This is a genomic window from Duganella sp. sic0402, from assembly GCF_019219065.1.
Classification (GTDB): Bacteria; Pseudomonadota; Gammaproteobacteria; order Burkholderiales; family Burkholderiaceae_D; genus Rugamonas.
This window is the reverse complement of record NZ_JAHUWK010000001.1, coordinates 291818-309896: the sequence shown is the minus strand read 5'-3', so window position 1 is coordinate 309896 and position 18079 is coordinate 291818. Positions and strand designations below refer to the sequence as shown.

Genomic DNA, 18079 nt, shown 5'->3' with positions numbered 1-18079 from the left:
GCCACTTGCGTGAGCTGTGCCGTAGAGCACTACGAAGGACGTAGCGAAATTACTTTTTGTCGCCAGGAGGAACCGGGGCGAATGGGAAGGTGCCGAACAGGTTTTTGCTCTGGTTCTGCATTTGCTCCTGCATCTGCACGAACAGGCTCTTGCTCTGGTCGATGTAGTTGTTCATCATGCCCTGCATCATCGGGCCCTGAACGTTCATGAACTGGGTCCACATCTCCGGGCTGAACGGCTGGCTGCCGACGGCGCTGCCGGTGAACTTGCTCTGGATGTCGGTGAAGGCCTGGACGTTCTTCTCCAGGTAGGAACCCATCATGCCCTGCATGGCGTGGCCGTAGAAGCGGATGATCTGCGCCAGCACATCGCTGGAGAACATCGGCGCGCCGCTGGCCTCTTCTTCCAGAATGATTTGCAGCAGGATGCTGCGGCTCAGGTCTTCATTACTCTTGGCGTCGACAACGGTGAATTCCTCGTTGTCGAGCACCAGCTGTTTCACGTCGGTCAACGTGATGTAGGAACTGGTCTGCGTGTCATACAGACGACGGTTCGGATATTTTTTAATCAGGCGGTCAGCATTTTTTTTCGCACTACTCATCACAAGTCCGTTTATTGCGCCGCAGCGCATGTCTCTTAAAAATCGGATAGAAAGCGGACGGATAGTCCGCTTCCCGCGTGCCTACTTTTACTTATTATAGAGGTGAAACCAAATAACTTGCACAATCTGATATAAGTATTGGCTTTTATTGCAACGCAACCAACTAAACTTCAATCAGCCTTTACTTTGACGTAACGTCCGGGCGCCGGTTCGATCGGCTTGTACCTGGCGTTGCCAGGCTTGGCTTTCGGCTTCACTTTTTTGCCGCCGTTATCGTTCAGGAATTGGGCCCATTCCGGCCACCAGCTGCCGGGATTTTCCGTGGCTTGCTGGAACCATGCGTCGGCGCTGTCGGCCTTGCCGCTATCATTGGTCCAGTAGCTGCGCTTGTTCTTGGCCGGCGAATTGATCACGCCGGCGATGTGGCCGGAGGCGCCCAGCACAAACCGCGTCGGGCCGCTGAGGATGGCCAGCGAGTCGTATGCCGACGGCCATGGCACGATGTGATCTTCACGCGAACCGTAGACGAAGGCTGGCGCGTCGATGCTGGTCAGATCGACGGTTTCACCGGCCACCACCAGCTCGCCGGTCTTCAGGCGGTTTTCCAGGTAGGTGTTGCGCAGATACCAGCAGAACATCGGCCCCGGCAGATTGGTGCTGTCCGAATTCCAGTACAGCAGATCGAACGCGGCCGGGTCATTGCCCTTGAGGTAGTTGGACTGCACATAGTTCCACACCAGGTCGTTGGGACGCAGGCTGGAGAAGGTGCTGGCCAGATCGCGGCCCGGCATCAGGCCGCCGTCCTTCAGTTGCTGCTCGCGCAGCGATACCTGGGTTTCATCGACAAACACATCCAGCACGCCGGTATCGTTGAAGTCGAGGAAGGTGGTCAGCAGGGTCAGGCTGTTGGCGACCTGCTCGCCGCGCGCCGCCAGCACCGCCAGCGCGGTGGAGACAATGGTGCCGCCGACGCAGAAGCCGAACATATTCAGTTTGTCCTCGCCGCTTATCTCCTGCACCACGCGGATCGCCTGGATCACGCCCTTGTCGACGTAATCGTCCCAGGTGGTGTGCGCCAGCGATTTGTCCGGATTGCTCCACGAGACCAGGAACACGGTATTGCCCTGCTCCACCGCATACTTCACCAGCGAATTTTCCGGTTGCAGGTCGAGGATGTAAAACTTGTTGATGCACGGCGGCACCATCAGCAGCGGCGTCTGGCTGACGGTGGCGGTTTTCGGCGTGTACTGGATCAGCTGGAACAGCGGATTCTCATACACCACCGTGCCTTCGGTAATCGCCAGGTTGCGGCCGACCTCGAACGCCGATTCGTCCGACAGCGAAATATGGCCCTTGTTCATATCGCCCAGCATATTGGCCAGGCCGCGCGTCAGGCTCTCCCCCTTGGTTTCGACCAGCTTTTGCTGCGCTTCCGGATTGGTGGCCAGGAAGTTGGCCGGCGACATGGCGTCGACAATCTGCTGCACGGCGAAACGGATTTTCTGTTTCTGCGGCGGCGTCACATCGACGGTGTCCACCATCGCGGTCAGGAATTTGGCGTTGAGCAGATAGGCAGCGGCGTTAAACGCCGACATCGGATTCCCCTGCCATGCGGCCGAGCTGAAACGCCGGTCGCTGGGCGGCGCAACCTTGCCGCTGATGAAGTCCTGCCACAAGGCGCCGAAATCCTTGAGGTAGGCATTCTTCAGCTGCTCCATCGCCTCCGGCTTGATGTGCGCGCCGACATCCTGCATCATGGCGGCCACAGGATTGGACTGCATCCAGGCGGCGAAAGCGTTCGGATCGGGCAAATTCATGTGTGGTTCCCTAAAGTGAGTTAAACACGATGCTGATTGTTGCTATTGCTTGGATTTATGTAGTCGGCCTGATGGCGCTGACGGAAACTTCCGTGGTTGCGGGAATTGTAACGTTTTTGTTCTATTGCGTGCTGCCGCTCGGGACGCTGATTTACATTGCGGGCACGGGGAAACGCAAAGCCCGGCGACGCGCTGCTGAGCAAGCCGCACGGGAAGCACGTTCATTTGAGCCAGATTAAGGTGGCCTGACGGCCGGTGACGCCATCGCGGCGGTAGGAATAGAAGCGGCCGGAGTTGGAGACAGTGCAGAATTCACCGCCATGCACCTGCCGCACGCCGGCGCGGTGCAGCACGTAGCGCGCCAGTCCGTAAATATCGGCCAGGTATTTACCCGGCTTGCCGTCGATGACGCTAAAGGCCGCGTCGACATGACGCACGCCGGAAGCATCCAGCGCACCATCCAGGAAAGTCTGTTTGACCTCCGCCCCCACCTCAAACTGATACGCGCCAATTGCCGGCCCCATCCAGGCGGTCAGCTCGCCGGCGCCGGCGGCGCGCATCGCCTCGACGGTTTTCTCCAGCACGCCGGCAGCCAGGCCGCGCCAGCCGGCATGCGCAGCCGCCACGGTCTTGCCCTGTTGATCGGCGAACAGCACCGGCAGGCAGTCGGCAGTCATGATCACGCACACCTTACCCGCAACGGTGGACAGGCTGGCGTCCGCATCGGGCACCTGCTGCGGGCCGACCTTGGCCACATTGACCACCGCCGTGCCGTGCACCTGCGACAGCCAGACCGGATCGTCCGGCAGCATCTGGCGCAGGATGGCGCGGTTGGCGGCCACATTATGCGGCTGGTCACCGACATGCGTGCCCAGGTTCAGGCCGCCGGCGCCCATGCCGTCGTCATATGGCGCCGGGCTGACACCGCCGCGGCGCGTGGTCGACAGCACACCCACGTTGTCTGGCAGGCCCGGCCAGTTCGGAATCAACCACTGCTGCTGTGTAGACATCAAATCTGTTCCGGTTCCTCGATACCGGCTCGCGCCAGCAGTTCGGCAAAATCTTGCGCCAGCGGCACCAGCCACTCGCATTGCTCGCCCGTGGCCGGATGCACCAGCCCCAGGCGGCGCGCCTGCAGTGCCTGGCGCGGGAAATAGTCGGCCAGGTGCTGCTTGCCGTACACCGTATCGCCGACCAGCGGGAAGCCGATCGACTGCATGTGCACGCGAATCTGGTGGGTGCGGCCGGTTTCCAGGCGGCACTGCACCAGACTGACGGGACGGCCCTCGCCCAGCTTGCCGCTGGCAGTCAGCTGGTAGTGGGTGATGGCCGGCTTGGAACCCATGCCGGTCGACACCGCCATCTTGACGCGGTCGCGCGGGTGGCGTCCCATCGCCGCATCAATAGTACCGCTAATGCGCGGCGTGCCCCACACGACTGCGAAATACTCGCGCTTGACGGTGCGCGCGGCCAGCTGGCGCACCAGATCGGTCTGCGCCGCCAGCGTCTTGCCGACCACCATCAGGCCGCTGGTATCCTTGTCCAGGCGGTGCACAATGCCGGCGCGCGGCACGCCGGCCAGCTGCGGGCTGTGGTGCAGCAAGCCGTTGAGCAGCGTGCCGGACCAGTTACCGGCGCCCGGATGGACCACCAGGCCGGCCGGTTTGTTCACCACAATCAGGTGTTCGTCCTCAAAAACTATGTTAAGTTCCATCGGTTCCGGCTTAAAAGCCTCGTCTTCCGGCTCCGGTTGGGGCAGAATGATGACCTTCTCGTCGCCGTAGACGGTATCCTTGCTGCTTTTGGCCGGTTTGCCGTCCACCGAGACGAAGCCGTCGGTGATCCAGGTTTGCAGGCGGCCGCGGGAAAATTGCGGCACCAGGCCGGAAATGACTTTATCGAGGCGCTGGCCGCAGTGTTCCGGCACCAGCTGCAGTTCGATCGGAGCCAGGCCGTCCTCGTCGTCGCCAAAATCGCCGTCGTTGACAACCAGGTCGGCGCCGGCATCGTGTTCGGAGGAAGATTCGGCCAAATTCGGCTTTGCGTTTAATATCACGGTAATCCTATCGGCTATAATTAGCCTCGTAAAACTTTGGTTAAACAGTTTCTTGCAAAAGATATGCAAAAAAAATTATCGGTAGTCGCAGCAACAGTGGTTCTGCTTGGTTTGTCCGGTTGCGGCCTTTTCTCTGAAAAGATCGACGAAACAAAAGGCTGGAGCGCATCGAAATTATACTCGGAGGCGAACGAAGAACTGGAAGGCCAGCACTACGAGCGTGCAATTCAGTTGTTCGAACGCCTGGAATCGAGCTATCCATTCGGCACCTATGCCCAGCAGGCGCAGATGAATATCGCCTATGCGTACTACAAATCGCAAGACCAGGCCCAGGCGCTGGCGGCGGTGGAACGCTTCATCAAGCTGCACCCGAATCACGCCAACGTCGATTATATGTACTATCTGCGCGGCCTGATCAACTTCAACGACCAGATCGGCTTCCTGAACTTCATCTACGAGCAGGACGCCACCGAACGCGACCCGAAAGCCACGCGCGAAGCGTACGCAGCCTTCAAGGAACTGGTGACCAAGTTCCCGAACAGCAAGTATACCCCGGACTCGCTGGACCGCATGCGCTATCTGCTGAATGCGATGGCGTCGTATGAAGTGCACGTGGCGCGCTACTACTACCGCCGTGGCGCCTACTTGGCTGCCGCCAACCGCGCCATGGGCATCATGAACGACTTCCGCGACACCCCGGTGATCGAAGAAGCGCTGTTCATCATGATACGCAGCTACGACAAGCTGGGCATGACCGAACTGAAAAACGACACCGAGCGTGTGTTCAAGCTGAACTACCCTAACTCCAAGTTCCTGGACGAAGGCAAAAAGCAGGAACGCAAATGGTGGCGCTTCTGGAGCTCCAACGCCGCGATGTAAAAGCAGGCAAAAAAGCCGGGACCTGAGTCCCGGTTTTTTATTCACCCAGTTTGCGGCGGAACAGCCAGGTTTTAGCGTCGGAGGCGTCCGGCACGAAGCTATAGCCGTCGACATCGAACCTTTTCAGCTTGTGCGGATCGGTAATGCCTTTGACCGCCGCGTAGCGCGCCATCAGCCCGCGTGCGCGCTTGGCGTAGAACGAGATGATTTTGTACTTGCCGCTCTTCCAGTCCTCGAACTGTGGCGTAATCACCGGCACCTCCAGCGCCTTGGGCTTGACCGATTTGAAGTATTCTTCGGACGCCAGGTTGACCAGCGTCTCCGCGCCCTGCTCGGCCGCGGTCCGGTTCAGCGCCTGGGCAATGGTGTCGCCCCAGAAGTCGTACAGGTTCTTGCCGCGTGGCGTGCTCAGGCGCGTGCCCATTTCCAGCCGGTGCGGGTGGATCAGGTCCAGCGGGCGCAGCATGCCATACAGGCCGGACAGGATGCGGATGCGCGACTGCGCGTAGTCCAGCTGCTTCGGCTGCAAGGTACGCGCGTCCAGGCCATCGTAGACGTCGCCGTTGAAGGTCATCACCGCCTGGCGCGCTTCATGCGTATCCTTGGTCCAGGAGGCGTAGCGGGCCACGTTGAGCGCGGACAGATTGTCGGACAAGTCCATCAGCTGGCCCAGCTCGGCCGGTGAAAATTCGCGCAGGCGATGGATCAGTTGTTCGGAATGATCGAGAAACGACGGTTCGGTGTGCAGCTTGGTGGTTGGCGGAGTCTCCAGGTCGAGACTTTTTGCCGGGGAAAGCACTATCAGCATAAGATTCCAAAATACATATTTACGTAACTAGCCTACATGATACCTGTTCCAAAGAAAGTCGTTATCGACACCAACGTTTGCCTCGATCTGTTCGTGTTCAACGATACGCGCTGGAGCAAGCTGGTCAGTGCCATCGAAAACGGCAAGATCGAAGCCGTCACCCGCGCCGACTGCCGCGACGAATACAACATCGTGCTGCACTACAAGCACCTGCCGCTCGACGACGACAGTCGCCCGCTGGCCGCCGCCCGCTTCGACGCGCTGATCAAGGTGGTGGCGCCGCCGGAGTCGGGCATCAAGCTGCCGGTGTGCAGCGACAAGGCCGATCAGAAATTCCTCGAAATCGCCCGCGACGCCCAGGCCGAGGTACTGATCACCAAGGACAAGGCACTGCTGAAACTGGCCCGCCGCCTGGAACGCGAAGGCATGTTCAAGGTGATGTTGCCGGAGAAGTGGATTGCGCTAGAATAGGTCATCTGTCCACAACAAGCCTTTAGCCGATGACGCCACACTTGACGACACGCTTGCCAGCAGTCGGAACCACCATTTTCACCCGCATGTCCCAGCTGGCCGCGCAAGCCGGCGCTGTCAACCTCGGCCAGGGCTTCCCTGATTTCGGCTGCGAGCGCAGCTTGCTGAACGCCGTCAACGACGCCATGCAGGCCGATTTCAACCAGTACCCGATGATGAGCGGCGCCTCGGTGCTGCGCCAGGCCATCGCCGCCAAGATCGCCACGCTGTACGGCCATCAATACAACGTTGACAGCGAGATCACCGTCACCGCCGGCGCCACGCAGGGCCTGACCACTGCCATCCTGTGCTGTGTGCATCCGGGCGACGAAGTGATCGTCATCGAGCCGGTGTACGACAGCTATGTGCCGGCGATTACGCTGGCCGGCGGCGTGCCGGTGCCGGTGGAAATGGAAGTCGGTGCAGCCGGCTATACCGTGCCGTGGGCCAAGGTGGCCGCCGCCGTCAACAGCAAGACCCGCCTGATCATCATCAACACCCCGCACAATCCCACCAGCACCGTGCTGCGCGCCGCCGATATGCAGGCGCTGAGCGACATCGTGCGCGGCAGCGACGTGCTGATCCTGTCGGATGAAGTCTACGAACACATGGTCTACGATGGCCAGCGGCACGAATCCGTCAGCCGCTATCCGGAGCTGGCGGAGCGCGCCTTTGTCGTATCGAGTTTCGGCAAGACCTACCACGTCACCGGCTGGAAGATCGGCTATGTGGCAGCGCCGGCGGCGCTGACGGCCGAGTTCCGCAAAGTGCATCAATACAACGTCTTCAGCGTGAACACGCCGATGCAGCATGGCATTGCCAACTATATGGCCGATCCGACACCGTATCTCGAATTGCCAACCTTCTACCAGCGCAAGCGCGACCTGTTCCGCGACGGCCTGAAAAATACCCGTTTTGCGTTGCTGCCAGCCGACGGTACCTACTTCCAGTGCGTGCGCTACGATAAAATCTCTCAGCAGACGGAAGCGGAATTCGCCGAATGGCTGACCAGCGAAATCAAGGTGGCAGCGATTCCCGTTTCGGCGTTTTACCAGCAAGGCAAGGAATCCGGCATTGTGCGCTTCTGCTTTGCCAAGAAGGACGAGACGCTGGCGCTCGCGTTGGAACGCCTGGCCAAAGTTTAAGATCGGGATAGAGAAATGTCCGACCCACACCATGAGTCACCATCGGTGCTGCACCAGCTTAACCAGTGCAATCGCCGCCTGGAGCGCCTGCTGCACAATCTGCGCAACGAACACAACGCCGAGGGCGAAATCCGCGAGATCGCGGCCGATGTCATCCACGCGGTCGCGCTGAATCCCGATGTGGCGCTGGCCTGCATTTTTCTCAGCCAGATCAACGGCACCTACGCGGTGCGGCACTGTATCGAGACTGCCGTGGTGACCGTGGTGATCGCCCGCAGTACGCAAATGAGCGCCAGCAGCACGCTGACCGTCACCGCCGCCGCGCTGACCATGAATGTCGGCATGCTGCGCCATCACGAGAATTTCCAGAGCAAAACCGCGCCGCTGAACAGCGAGGAGATGGCCATCGTGCGCCGTCATCCCGAAGAAAGCGCCGACATGCTGCGCTGTGTCGGCGTGGATGATGACGACTGGATTTCCTGCGTGCTGATGCACCACGAGAACGATGGTGGCAGCGGCTACCCGGCCGGCATCGCCAGCCCGGAAGTCACGCTGAACGCCAAGCTGCTGAGCTTTGCCGACCGCTACTGCGCGCAGGTGTCGGCGCGCAATTATCGCAAGTCCATCCTGCCCAGCCTGGCACTGCGCAATCTGATTGAAGACAAGGCCGCGCCGGTCGATCCGCATCTGGCCGGCTGTTTCCAGCGCGAGCTGGGTGATTTCCCGCCGGGCTGCCTGGTGAAGCTGGAGGGTGGCGAGATCGGCGTGGTCAGCCGCCGCCAGGGCTGTAGCAGCGGCTTGCAGGTGCACTACCTGCGCGACGCGGCAGGCGCGATGCTGTCACCGGCTCAGCCGCGCTGCATCCACACCGGCCTGGGCGGCATCACCGAGGGGCTCAGCGAAGACCAGGCCGCGACCCGCTTCAGCATGAAGCAGATCTGGGGCATGCAGGCAAGCTTGTGATCAGCGCGATAGCTGGTCCAGCTTGCGGTCGATAAAGGCCTTCAGTTCCGGCGTCAGGCCAGTGCCAGCGCGCGCATGGCGATAGGCTTCGCGCGCTTCCGGCAGGTGCTGGTCGGCTTGCAGCGAAATGCCCAGCCCCATCCACCAGATGGCGTTGTCCGGCACCATCGCCAGCGCGTTGCGGTATTGTTCCGCCGCCTCGGTGTGGCGCTGTTCGCGTTGCAGCACGCCCGCCAGGAAGGCCAGGTAGTCGGCGTTATTGGCGGCATACGGCAGGGTTTTCAGCAATGTCTCCAGCGCCGGGCCGCCTTTTTCCAGTTGCAGGCGGGCCAGCACCATCGCCAGTCCAGGCTGGCGTGGCTCCACGCCCAGAGCCAGGCGCAGCTGGCGGATGGCGTCGTCGGTGCGGCGGTTTTCCAGCAGCAGGCTGACGTAGGTCTGGCGCGCGGCGTCGTTGCGCGGATCGAGTTCCACCGCTTTATCCAGATCGGCTAGCGCGACGTTGACGCGTCCTTCCTGCAAGGCCGCCAATGCGCGGCGATAGCTGTTTTCCGACATTTGCTTGGGCGTCAGGTCGTGCTGCACGATGCCATCCGCCGGCGTGGCGGCCGGCTTGCGCCGACGTGCTGCGTCCGCCGCATCCGCAGGGTCGGCAGCGCGCCGGCTCTTCGGCGCCGCAGCAGCCCGCGTTGGCGACGCATCCGGCTGGGCGCCTTGCAGCGCCGGCGCCGAGGCTGGCTCCGGCGTATCCAAGGCCTCCTGCGCAGCAGCCCCCGCGCCCGGCGCGTCGACCACGGCAGGCGTTGGCGCCGGCATGCCGGGCTTAGCTGCGGGCAACGCGGCGGGATTGGCAGACTCGCCCTGGGCAAGCGAATCCGGATGCGGCCGGTTATCGACGATTTTTGGTGGCGGCCCTGGCGGCGGCGCGCTATGCGACTGCCAGTACTGCCAGCCATACCAGCCGCCAGCCGCCAGCACCAGCACGCCAGCGGCCGCGCCGGCGATCAGCAGCGGACGGCGATCGCGCTCCGCCACCGGCACCGCCTTGATATCATCCGGCACCGGCGCATCCCCTGCGCCGCCGCGTGCATCCAGGTCCTGCAGCATTTTATTTATCAGGCTCATTTGGTCAGCGCCCAGGTCAGGCCGCAAGCGGCGATCAGCAAGCTTACACCGGCCGCCATCCACGGCCAGCGCGCGCGCTGTTGCGACGTCACGGTGTCGCTGGCGGCCAGGTTGACGTGATGCCGCGTCACCTGCTGCTTGCCTTCGCCGAAGCACAGCATCAGCGATTTATTGGCCATGATATTGACCAGCCGCGGTATGCCGCCGCTGGCCTGGTACAACCGCGAAATCGCCGCGCGATTGAACAGCCGCCCACCGGTGTAGCCCGCCACGCGCAGACGGTGCGCAATGTAATACTCGATGTCGTCACGCGACAACGGCCCCAGGTGATAGTGGAAGGTAATCCGCTGCGCCAGCTGGCGGATCGAATTCGCCTGCAAATGCTGATTCAGTTCTGGCTGGCCGAACAGCACAATCTGCAACAGCTTGCGCTTCTCGGTTTCCAGATTGGTCAGCAAACGCAGCGCTTCCAGGCTTTCGGTCGGAATCGCCTGCGCCTCATCCAGCAGCAGCAGCACCTGCTTGCCCTCGCGCGCCAGATCCATCAGGCGGTTGGTAATCGATTTCAGCAACTGGTGCTGATCGACATCCTTCTCCATCGGCACTTCCAGCTCATCCGCCAGGGCAAGCATCAGCGTGCGCGGCTCCAGATAAGGGTTGGGGATATACGCGGTGACAAAATCCGGGCCGATGGTGGCGATGAATTTACGGCACAGCAGCGTCTTGCCGGTGCCAACCTCGCCAGTGATCTTGATGAAGCCCTCGCCGCTCTTGGCCGCCACCAGCAAGGTATTCAGCGCCTCCTGCGAATGCGGGCTGGTGAAGAAATAGCTGGTATCGGGCGTGATGCTGAACGGCGCCTCGCGCAGGCCGAAATGTTTGCTATACATGATCAGTTGCGTCCTGTGGCGCGGCGTGGGTCCAGCTCTTTCAGGCGGCGGCCGCTATCGAGCAGGTCACGGTTCCAGTCGGACGAGGTTTCGACGATGGTCGGCTTGATCAGCACCACCAGCTCGCGCTTCTGCACGACTTCGTTCTTGCTGCCGAACAGCGCGCCCAGCACCGGCACCTTGGCCACGCCTGGCAGACCGGAATTATCGGTGGTCGTGGCTTGGCGCATCAGGCCGCCAATGGCAACCACCTGGCCATTCTGGCCGCGCACCATGCTGTCCATTTCGGAGGTCGAAGACGCCGCCAGCGGCAGGTTGTAATTGCCCAGCGAGCCGAGATTCAGCGCCTTGTTGATGGTGGATACCTGGCTCACCGATGGGTGTACGTGCAGGATGATATTGCCTTCGTCATCGATCTGCGGCGTCACGTCCAGCACCACGCCGGAAAAGAACGGCTGCAACGTCACGGTCGGCGAAGTTACGCCGGTGCCGTTGCCGCTGGTGCTGGTGGTGGTGCTGACGCCGGTCACATAGAACTCGTCGGTGCCGATTTTCAGCAGCGCCTTCTGATTGTTCAGCGTGGCGATACGCGGGCTGGACAGCACGTGCACCGTGCCCTGCCCCTCAAGGAAGGAAATCAGCGCGGCAAAATTACTGGTCTGGAAGGCCAGGCCGAACAGTGCGCCAACCGCCTCGCTCGACGCGCCCAGCGCGCTGCCCGGCGTGGCGATCAGGCCGGTGTTGCCTGGGCTGCTCAGCGACGCGCCCAGCGGACGCAGCGTGGTGTCCGGTTGCAGCGTGCCCATCGAGAAGCGGTTATTGCCGCCCGAAGCAAACTTGCCAAACGCCGCCCAGTTGACGCCGCTCTGGTAATTGCTGTTCAGCTCCACTTCAAGAATCTTGGCTTCCAAAATCACCTGCCGGTCGACCGACAGCTGGGTGGCCTTCAGGTACATATCGACATTGCGCAGTTCGTCCGGCATGGCACGGATCACGATCACGCCCGACTGCGGGCTGATGGTGACACTGCGGCCATCCTTGCCGGTGGCGACGATGGCTTCCAGCGAGGTTTTCAGCTCCAACCAGAAATCGCTTTCCGAGGTAGTGGAGACATTGGCCGAGTCGCGCTGCGTCTGCGTACCGTTCGGATTGTTCTGATCGTTGCCATTATTGCCATTGCCACCATTGTTATTGCCGTTGCTGCCGTTGCTGCCGTTGTTACCGTTGGACTGGCTGCCGCTGTTGCTGGTGCCGGCATTGGCCACCGAAGTCGACGACACGCGCAGGCTGGACACGCCCTTGCGGATCGCAGTCAGGTAGTTAATCTTGAACATCTTGGTCTGCATGGTCAGCGGACGGATGTAGATGCGCGTGCCTTCTATCTTGTAGTCGTAGCCATACAGTTCGCGGATCGCATCCAGCGCCTCGAACAAGGTCACGTCTTTCAGGTTGGCGGTGATATTGCCGGTGACCTCGGGATTGATCAGCATATTGTAGCGGGTGCCCGCCACGATGGAATTGTAGAACTGCTGCACCGGCACATTGTTGAACGACACGTTGAAACGTTCTTCCAGCACCGCGCGCGCTTTCGGCAGTTGCTCGCCCAGCTGCGACACCGGCGGCAATAAGGCAGCCGACACGGCTTCATTCTGGGTCACGGTGGATGGCTTGGTAGCGGCCGTATTCACCTCGGTACTGATCTTGTCATAGGTATCGCGCGTGGACGGAGTCTTGCAGCCAGCCAGCAGCAGCGCGGACGCCACAACGGCGATAGTCAGGATGTTTTGCATAAGCATTCTTCGCATTTAATGTGCGGCTTTCTTGGCCACTTCGGGGAACAGCGTCAGAATCTGCTTGTCCCTGCCATTTTGCAGCACCACCTGGTTCTTGCTGACTTTGATCAGCGTGGCGCCATTGAACTTTTCCCCCTTGCGCACCGTCTGGCCATCGATCACGGCGACCTCGCGGCCACCCGATCCGATCAGCACCGATTGCAGCACGGGGCCTTGTGTTACCTGTACATCCGCCTCAACATTCGGCAGCAGGCGCGATTCCGGCGGGGGCTGGGTCGGATCGGCCAGTGTTTGCGCGCTGGCGACGCTGTTCAGCATCAACAGGCAGAGGCACAGAGTGCGTTTCATAATTTCATCCATTTCTCATCCAGGCTGAGCGTGTACAGGGTCAGCGTCAGACGCGAGTTCGGGTAATGCTGGGCGTCCAGTTGGGCCTTGCCCCAGAACAGCTGCACCGGCAAAGCCTCCAGTGCTTCCATATAGCCTATCATGTCGAGGTAGCTGCCTTGCAGCACCACTTCCACGCCATGGCGGTAGAGCAGCTCGCGCGGTTTCGCGGACCTGGCCGGCTTGGCCTGCGCCGACGCGGACGCCTGGCCAGGCGAGACTACACCGGCGACCGCAGCCACCGTATCGATGGCGCCGGCGGCGACTTGAGCGGCTTCCGGCTGCACTACTTCGTTCAGGCCGGTCACTGGCAGCGTCTTCATTGACATCAGCTTGAGCTTGCCATTGCCGCGCAGCAGATGCCCCAGCAGCGGCGCGATCTTGTTCGGCGCCACCAAACCTTTTTGCACCGCCATCAGGCCGGCACTGGTGGTATCGATCTGCTGTTGCACCGTTTTCAGCTGAGCACGCGTGCCGGCGTCCGGATCAACCACATAGCCTTGTGCCTTGGCGGAGATTTCAAGCTCAATGCCGGTAATCTGGTTTTGCTGGGTCTTGAGCTGCATCTCCAGCAAGCGCTGCTTGTTCAGCAGCGGTTCCACCGCGACCATATACAGCAGGAACAGCATGGCAGCCAGCGCGGCGGCAAAGATCATCACGCGCTCACGCAGCGTCATCGCATCCAGCTTGGTGCTCAGCTTAATCCATTGTTGCTTCATTTGGCGGCCTCCTGCACGACCGTCGATTGCAGGCTGAACTCAACGAAGCGTGGCTCTGCCGGCGCTGCTGGCGTGAGCGATGCGACCGGCGCGGGCGCAAGTGCGGCGGCCGCAGGCGCCGAAATGCCGGGCACGGCGGCCAAAGTCGCTGGCGCCGAGGCTGAAGCCTCGGCCGGCGCCGGCTGGGCTTGCGGGCGTCCGATCTCCAGGCTGGCGAAGGTCTTGCCGCGCAAGACATTTTCACCGGTCAAACGGGAAATGTAATTCGGAATCAAGGTCGCCTGCATGGCCCTGCCCTGCAGGCCAATATCGGTGCCGGCGCCAGTGATGCTGACGCCGGTCAGCCATAAGCCGCTCACACTCTGGCGCGAGAAAGCGCGGAAATACTCGGCATAGCCAGCGGTATTACCCAGCGCGCCGCCCTGCAATACCGCCGACACATTGCTCAGTGCCTTCAGCTCGGTTTCTGCATCCGCCAGCTCAGCTGCCAGGCGGGCATCCTTGGCGCGCGGCGTGAACTGCGCTTTGGCCTTGGTCAGTTGCTGTTCGCGCTTGGCCAGCACAGCCTTGCCGTCATTTGCGGACTGCTCCAGATCGTCCACGCTGCTGCTGGCGTACCAGGTCAGCAGCAAGGCGCCGGCCAGAATCACGCCCAGCGCCTGCACCATCGGCAAGGCGGTGAAAATTTTCTTCTGCTTGAGGAAGATGGGATTGAACAGGTTGATCTGCTGGCTCACAGCTTCACCTCCTCATGCCGCAGGGCCGCACCCAGCGTCAGGAAGAAACGCTGCTGCTGCGCGGCGTCCTGCAACTCTGGCGCATTGCCCAGATCGAATACATCGTCCAGCACCATTGCTTCCACCGGCATGTAGAGATTGCTGGCCAGGTGCTCGTGCAAGCCTTCGGCACCGGTTGGCGCGAGCAGCAGCTTGATCACGTTCACGTAATTGAACTGGCGGTCAAAGTGATCCAGCGAGCGTTGCAGCTCCAGCGTGATCTTGTCGAACTGCGACTGCTGGCGGTCCGAATCGCGCTCCAGCAATTGCGCCAGCGTCACGTCGATGCGGCGCGACAGGTAGAGTTCGGCCTTGTAGGTGATGGTCAGCAGGCCGCCGTCGGCGTCGAAGGACAGCATGGCCAGGCCGCGTCCTTCGGTTTCCAGTAGGGCCGAGATATTCCGCTGCGCCATCTCGGGGATGTCGATCACGGTCAGGTTCAGCTTGGATTCGCTGAACAGCGTCTGGCGCGACTGGATCAGCGTGTTACGTGCGGCGATAGCGAACATGGAATGGCCGCGCGACGCAGCGCTATTATCCACCGGGATATCAAGCACATCGATTGTGGCGTCGTCGACATGGAAGTCGAGCATGTCCTTCAAGCGCCAGCGCACGGCGGTTTTCAGCTCATCCTGTGGCACGTTGGGCGCATCGACCATCAGCAGCTGGTATTCGCCGCCGCTGAGCATGGTGCCGCATTGATAATTGCCAGCTTTCAGCTCCTTGTTGAGACGCTCCAGCACCTCGGGTGAAGCGCTGGCCTCCGACGGATAGAAGGCCGACAGCTCCACCACCGCCTTGGCGTCGCGCACGCGCCGCACGCGGCCCGCGCAGACGCCGTCCTTGAGAAAGGTGACTGTGAGCCATCCGTCCGTCTTTTTAGCTCTTTTAAAAAAAACCATATCTCAACACTGGAGGTTTACTCGCTAGATACTTGATTATATTCAACTTACACCGCAATTCATGCATAACTTAACAATACTGCTACAAAAATACACACTTTTCCTGTGCATTGCCGCGCTATAACTGGGCACGTAACTGCCGCTGCACATAGTCCGGTCCTGCCACGGGATTCGGACAGCCGTTGCCGGCGGGCTGGCTGCAAGCCGTGGAGGTGATCACGAAGTGGTTGGCTGTGGGGTCGCCCGTTCCGCCACCTACCAAGCCGTTCTGCGTATCGCCATCACAAGTAATGACCACCGTGACTGTAAAAGTGGCCAGGGTGGCAGCTTGTGGGACGAAACTGGTCACGGTCCCGCAAGCTATCGGCCCGGTGGGCCGGCTCGTTGGCTGCCATTGCATCAAAGCCCATTCAATCCCCGCCTTGGCCGCCTGATAAGCGCGTTGTCCTTGCAGATCCTTGGCGGATGCATCCTGTTGCGCGCTACTTAATGAAATAACCGCCACCGCCAGTCCGGCCACAACCACCAGCAGGAAAATCGCGGTGACAATCGCCACCCCAGCCGACTTGCGGCGGGTTTGCAAACGCATGAATATTGATGGCCTCATGGCGTGTTACTCACTTGAATTTGCTGCGCCAGGGTCGCGGTCTCCAGATTGTTTGCCGCGCTACCGGGGCTTGGGCGCGCCAAGGCAATCGCGAGTCCGATCAGCGAGGTATTCCGGTCAAGCAGCTGCATGACTGTGAAAGTACAACCGGCGACATTATTTGCCATGAGGGCTTGGGTGGCGCCGACCGTCGCCGGATTGATTTGCACCGGCCGGAAGCCATAGCCCCAGAACCGCGTCAAGGTACCGGTGCCGTTGGCGTTATTGACGCAAGCGAACGTCACCGGAGCAAGTGCAACGGAAAAGCGTTTGCGAGGCGATGCAAAGCCATTGGGAAACGGATTGTTGGCCAGCGTGATGGTCTTGCCGTTGGCGCCACCAATACTGGCCACTGCGGCGCGGTTGCCCGGAGTGGCCGCGTAGGCGTCCGAACCGGTGTTGCCTGTGCCCAGATTGTAGACAATGATCCAGTCGCCTGGAACTATCGCGTAAGGCGCGGCCGGCATCGGCGTGACAACATAGAAACTCGTCCGGGTAGTGTCAGTAAAACTGAGTACCGGATTGGCGGCAGGCGCAGCGTCGCTGACGTCAAGGTAATTGCCGCCAGCCTTGGTCGGGATGAATTCCAGCAGCGAGGTATTGCCGATGACGGAGAGGCGTATGCTGTTTGGCACCGCGCCGCGCAATTCGCGTGCCATGCGGCGCAAGGCAATTTCCGCCACATCGGCCATGTCCGCACGAGCGGCGGTGTTGACGTAGCTTTCCACCGGGCGGCGGATGAACAGCACCATGATGCCGGCCAGGATGGAGGTGATGATCATGACCACGATGACTTCCACCAGCGTGAAGCCACGCATGCGCCTGAATACCAAGCGACTCATATCGACTCCGGTGCATAACGGGTCCGGTACGCTTCCAGCACAACGCTTTCTCCAGGACCGTAGGCAACTGTGATGGTAATCAGCAGCACAGTCATGTCAGCGTTTGGATTTGCGATGGCAGGACTGGCAATACCATTCAATGTGGTATTACGTAGCGCCAGCGTGGTCACGAAATTGGTCAGCGGCACGCCCAAGGCGGCGCCCAATGGGGCGCCCGATGCATCGCGATCAACCAGCACACCATTGGCATCGGCGACAGCGAATGCGCGCACCGATGTGCCCTCAACATAGTTGACAGGCACGTAATCATTGACGTTATCAAATGGGCGCGCATTGCCGTTTTCCGGGCCAAAGCGCTCTACCGTGCCATTTGCGGCACAGAAACGTACATCGTTGGGATTGACCGCGCTGTTGCTTGCCGTCCCAGCATTCTGATCGTTCGGATCGCAAGCTGTGAATTGCGCCTGCTGCAGCTCTTCCATATACGCCTCGGCGATCAGGGTAGCTTGCTTACGCCGGATCGGATCAGTGCTATTTCTGCTGGTCAGATTCATCACCTGCAAAATCCCGGCCGCCGCCACGCCGACAATCACGATAAACATGATCAGCTCGACGATGGTGACGCCACGCTGGCGAAGGCGATTATTGTACATAGCCCGTTTCCGGCCAGATGGTGATCTGGTTGGTATTGCCAGCACTGGTGAAGGAAATAATCACAGGAGCGCTGAGCGTGGATGGTCCTACAACCGGGTCCGTCCCTTTATAAGGCCGCCCCAGCGCGTCGAAAAAGATGGTGCTGCCAGGCAGGCCGGTGATGCTGACGTTTGCCGGGCGGCCTTCGCACATCCAGCTGGCAACGTAGTTGCTGCCTTGCCGGCAGTTGGCACGGGTTGCGGTACTGCCGCTATTGCTACCGCCAGGAGCGGTAATCAAACCATTACAGGCAGCATCTGCGCAAACAGCGAAGCTGCTGCCATTGGTGACAACAAAGATAGGCCGGTTCTGCGCCACGGCCAGCTTTTGCGCGTAGCGGATAATCGTTTTCGCCTGATCGGCATACGCCCGGTTCTCGAAGGCATTGCTATCGGCGAACCGGGATACGCCGACCGCAGCCAGAATGCCGGCCACGATGAGGACTGTAATCAGCTCCACCATCGTGAAGCCGGCGCTGCGCTTCAACCGCAAGCCGGTGCGCACTGGGCTATCACCTGCTGACAAGC

The 18079-nt window shown here is 60.8% G+C and carries 21 protein-coding genes; 5 read left to right on the top strand and 16 right to left on the bottom strand.

Going from position 1 to position 18079, the window contains the following annotated elements; genetic code table 11:
• Nucleotides 1-49: 49 nt before the first annotated feature.
• The gene (gene phaR / locus KW842_RS01355; protein WP_218302292.1) at nucleotides 50-601 is read right to left on the bottom strand and encodes a polyhydroxyalkanoate synthesis repressor PhaR; all 552 of its coding nucleotides are present in this window, start codon (nucleotides 599-601) and stop codon (nucleotides 50-52) included.
• A gap of 170 nt (nucleotides 602-771) precedes the next feature.
• The gene (gene phaC / locus KW842_RS01350; protein WP_218302291.1) at nucleotides 772-2418 is read right to left on the bottom strand and encodes a class I poly(R)-hydroxyalkanoic acid synthase; all 1647 of its coding nucleotides are present in this window, start codon (nucleotides 2416-2418) and stop codon (nucleotides 772-774) included.
• A 29-nt stretch (nucleotides 2419-2447) separates the two neighbouring features.
• Here phaC and KW842_RS01345 point away from each other — a divergent pair, with 29 nt between their 5' ends.
• Nucleotides 2448-2657, top strand: a complete 210-nt coding sequence (locus tag KW842_RS01345; protein WP_161021038.1) for a hypothetical protein — start codon at nucleotides 2448-2450, stop codon at nucleotides 2655-2657.
• On the opposite strand, the gene pgeF is transcribed toward KW842_RS01345, so the two are convergent.
• Both pgeF and KW842_RS01335 read right to left on the bottom strand, forming a co-directional pair.
• Nucleotides 2640-3428: a peptidoglycan editing factor PgeF gene (gene pgeF, locus KW842_RS01340; RefSeq protein WP_218302290.1), complete on the bottom strand. Its 789-nt coding sequence runs from the start codon at nucleotides 3426-3428 to the stop codon at nucleotides 2640-2642. The two genes, KW842_RS01345 and pgeF, sit on opposite strands and share 18 nt — an antisense overlap.
• Nucleotides 3428-4450 (bottom strand): RluA family pseudouridine synthase, encoded by a 1023-nt coding sequence (locus KW842_RS01335; protein WP_229223428.1) that lies wholly within the window; start codon nucleotides 4448-4450, stop codon nucleotides 3428-3430. Before KW842_RS01335 ends, pgeF begins: the two co-directional genes overlap by 1 nt.
• Nucleotides 4451-4537: 87 nt before the next feature.
• Between KW842_RS01335 and KW842_RS01330 the strand changes: the two genes are divergently transcribed.
• Nucleotides 4538-5353 (top strand): outer membrane protein assembly factor BamD, encoded by an 816-nt coding sequence (locus KW842_RS01330; RefSeq protein WP_218302288.1) that lies wholly within the window; start codon nucleotides 4538-4540, stop codon nucleotides 5351-5353.
• A gap of 37 nt (nucleotides 5354-5390) precedes the next feature.
• On the opposite strand, the gene yaaA is transcribed toward KW842_RS01330, so the two are convergent.
• Entirely contained in the window at nucleotides 5391-6161 is a 771-nt protein-coding gene (yaaA, locus tag KW842_RS01325; protein WP_218302287.1) for a peroxide stress protein YaaA, read from the bottom strand.
• Between the two features lie 36 nt (nucleotides 6162-6197).
• On the opposite strand from yaaA, the gene KW842_RS01320 reads away from it, so the two are divergent.
• The 3 genes from KW842_RS01320 to KW842_RS01310 are packed head-to-tail and all read left to right on the top strand — an operon-like array spanning nucleotide 6198 to nucleotide 8779.
• Entirely contained in the window at nucleotides 6198-6632 is a 435-nt protein-coding gene (locus tag KW842_RS01320) for a putative toxin-antitoxin system toxin component, PIN family (RefSeq protein WP_218302286.1), read from the top strand.
• A 29-nt stretch (nucleotides 6633-6661) separates the two neighbouring features.
• Nucleotides 6662-7816 (top strand): pyridoxal phosphate-dependent aminotransferase, encoded by a 1155-nt coding sequence (locus tag KW842_RS01315; protein WP_218302285.1) that lies wholly within the window; start codon nucleotides 6662-6664, stop codon nucleotides 7814-7816.
• 15 nt (nucleotides 7817-7831) lie between these two features.
• On the top strand, nucleotides 7832-8779 hold the full coding sequence (locus KW842_RS01310; protein ID WP_218302284.1) for an HD-GYP domain-containing protein: 948 nt from the start codon (nucleotides 7832-7834) through the stop codon (nucleotides 8777-8779).
• On the opposite strand, the gene KW842_RS01305 is transcribed toward KW842_RS01310, so the two are convergent.
• From KW842_RS01305 to KW842_RS01255, 11 genes are all read right to left on the bottom strand, one after another.
• The gene (locus KW842_RS01305; protein WP_229223427.1) at nucleotides 8780-9904 is read right to left on the bottom strand and encodes a tetratricopeptide repeat protein; all 1125 of its coding nucleotides are present in this window, start codon (nucleotides 9902-9904) and stop codon (nucleotides 8780-8782) included.
• A complete protein-coding gene (locus KW842_RS01300) occupies nucleotides 9901-10794 on the bottom strand; it encodes an ExeA family protein (RefSeq protein WP_218302283.1) in 894 nt (297 codons plus the stop codon). The genes KW842_RS01305 and KW842_RS01300 overlap by 4 nt, the downstream gene beginning before the upstream one ends.
• 2 nt (nucleotides 10795-10796) lie before the next feature.
• Nucleotides 10797-12584 (bottom strand): pilus (MSHA type) biogenesis protein MshL, encoded by a 1788-nt coding sequence (mshL, locus tag KW842_RS01295; RefSeq protein ID WP_218302282.1) that lies wholly within the window; start codon nucleotides 12582-12584, stop codon nucleotides 10797-10799.
• A 15-nt stretch (nucleotides 12585-12599) separates the two neighbouring features.
• The gene (locus tag KW842_RS01290) at nucleotides 12600-12935 is read right to left on the bottom strand and encodes an MSHA biogenesis protein MshK (protein ID WP_218302281.1); all 336 of its coding nucleotides are present in this window, start codon (nucleotides 12933-12935) and stop codon (nucleotides 12600-12602) included.
• Nucleotides 12932-13693 (bottom strand): type II secretion system protein M, encoded by a 762-nt coding sequence (locus KW842_RS01285; protein WP_218302280.1) that lies wholly within the window; start codon nucleotides 13691-13693, stop codon nucleotides 12932-12934. The genes KW842_RS01290 and KW842_RS01285 overlap by 4 nt, the downstream gene beginning before the upstream one ends.
• Nucleotides 13690-14430 (bottom strand): MSHA biogenesis protein MshI, encoded by a 741-nt coding sequence (locus tag KW842_RS01280; protein ID WP_218302279.1) that lies wholly within the window; start codon nucleotides 14428-14430, stop codon nucleotides 13690-13692. The genes KW842_RS01285 and KW842_RS01280 overlap by 4 nt, the downstream gene beginning before the upstream one ends.
• On the bottom strand, nucleotides 14427-15371 hold the full coding sequence (gene pilM / locus KW842_RS01275) for a type IV pilus biogenesis protein PilM (RefSeq protein WP_218302278.1): 945 nt from the start codon (nucleotides 15369-15371) through the stop codon (nucleotides 14427-14429). Before pilM ends, KW842_RS01280 begins: the two co-directional genes overlap by 4 nt.
• A gap of 118 nt (nucleotides 15372-15489) precedes the next feature.
• A complete protein-coding gene (locus KW842_RS01270) occupies nucleotides 15490-15960 on the bottom strand; it encodes an agglutinin biogenesis protein MshP (protein ID WP_218302277.1) in 471 nt (156 codons plus the stop codon).
• A 14-nt stretch (nucleotides 15961-15974) separates the two neighbouring features.
• Nucleotides 15975-16859, bottom strand: a complete 885-nt coding sequence (locus KW842_RS01265; protein ID WP_218302276.1) for a type II secretion system protein — start codon at nucleotides 16857-16859, stop codon at nucleotides 15975-15977.
• Complete coding sequence (locus tag KW842_RS01260; protein WP_218302275.1) at nucleotides 16856-17512, bottom strand: type II secretion system protein; 657 nt, start codon at nucleotides 17510-17512, stop codon at nucleotides 16856-16858. Before KW842_RS01260 ends, KW842_RS01265 begins: the two co-directional genes overlap by 4 nt.
• On the bottom strand, nucleotides 17502-18056 hold the full coding sequence (locus tag KW842_RS01255; protein ID WP_373925120.1) for a Tfp pilus assembly protein FimT/FimU: 555 nt from the start codon (nucleotides 18054-18056) through the stop codon (nucleotides 17502-17504). The genes KW842_RS01260 and KW842_RS01255 overlap by 11 nt, the downstream gene beginning before the upstream one ends.
• Nucleotides 18057-18079 lie beyond the last annotated feature (23 nt).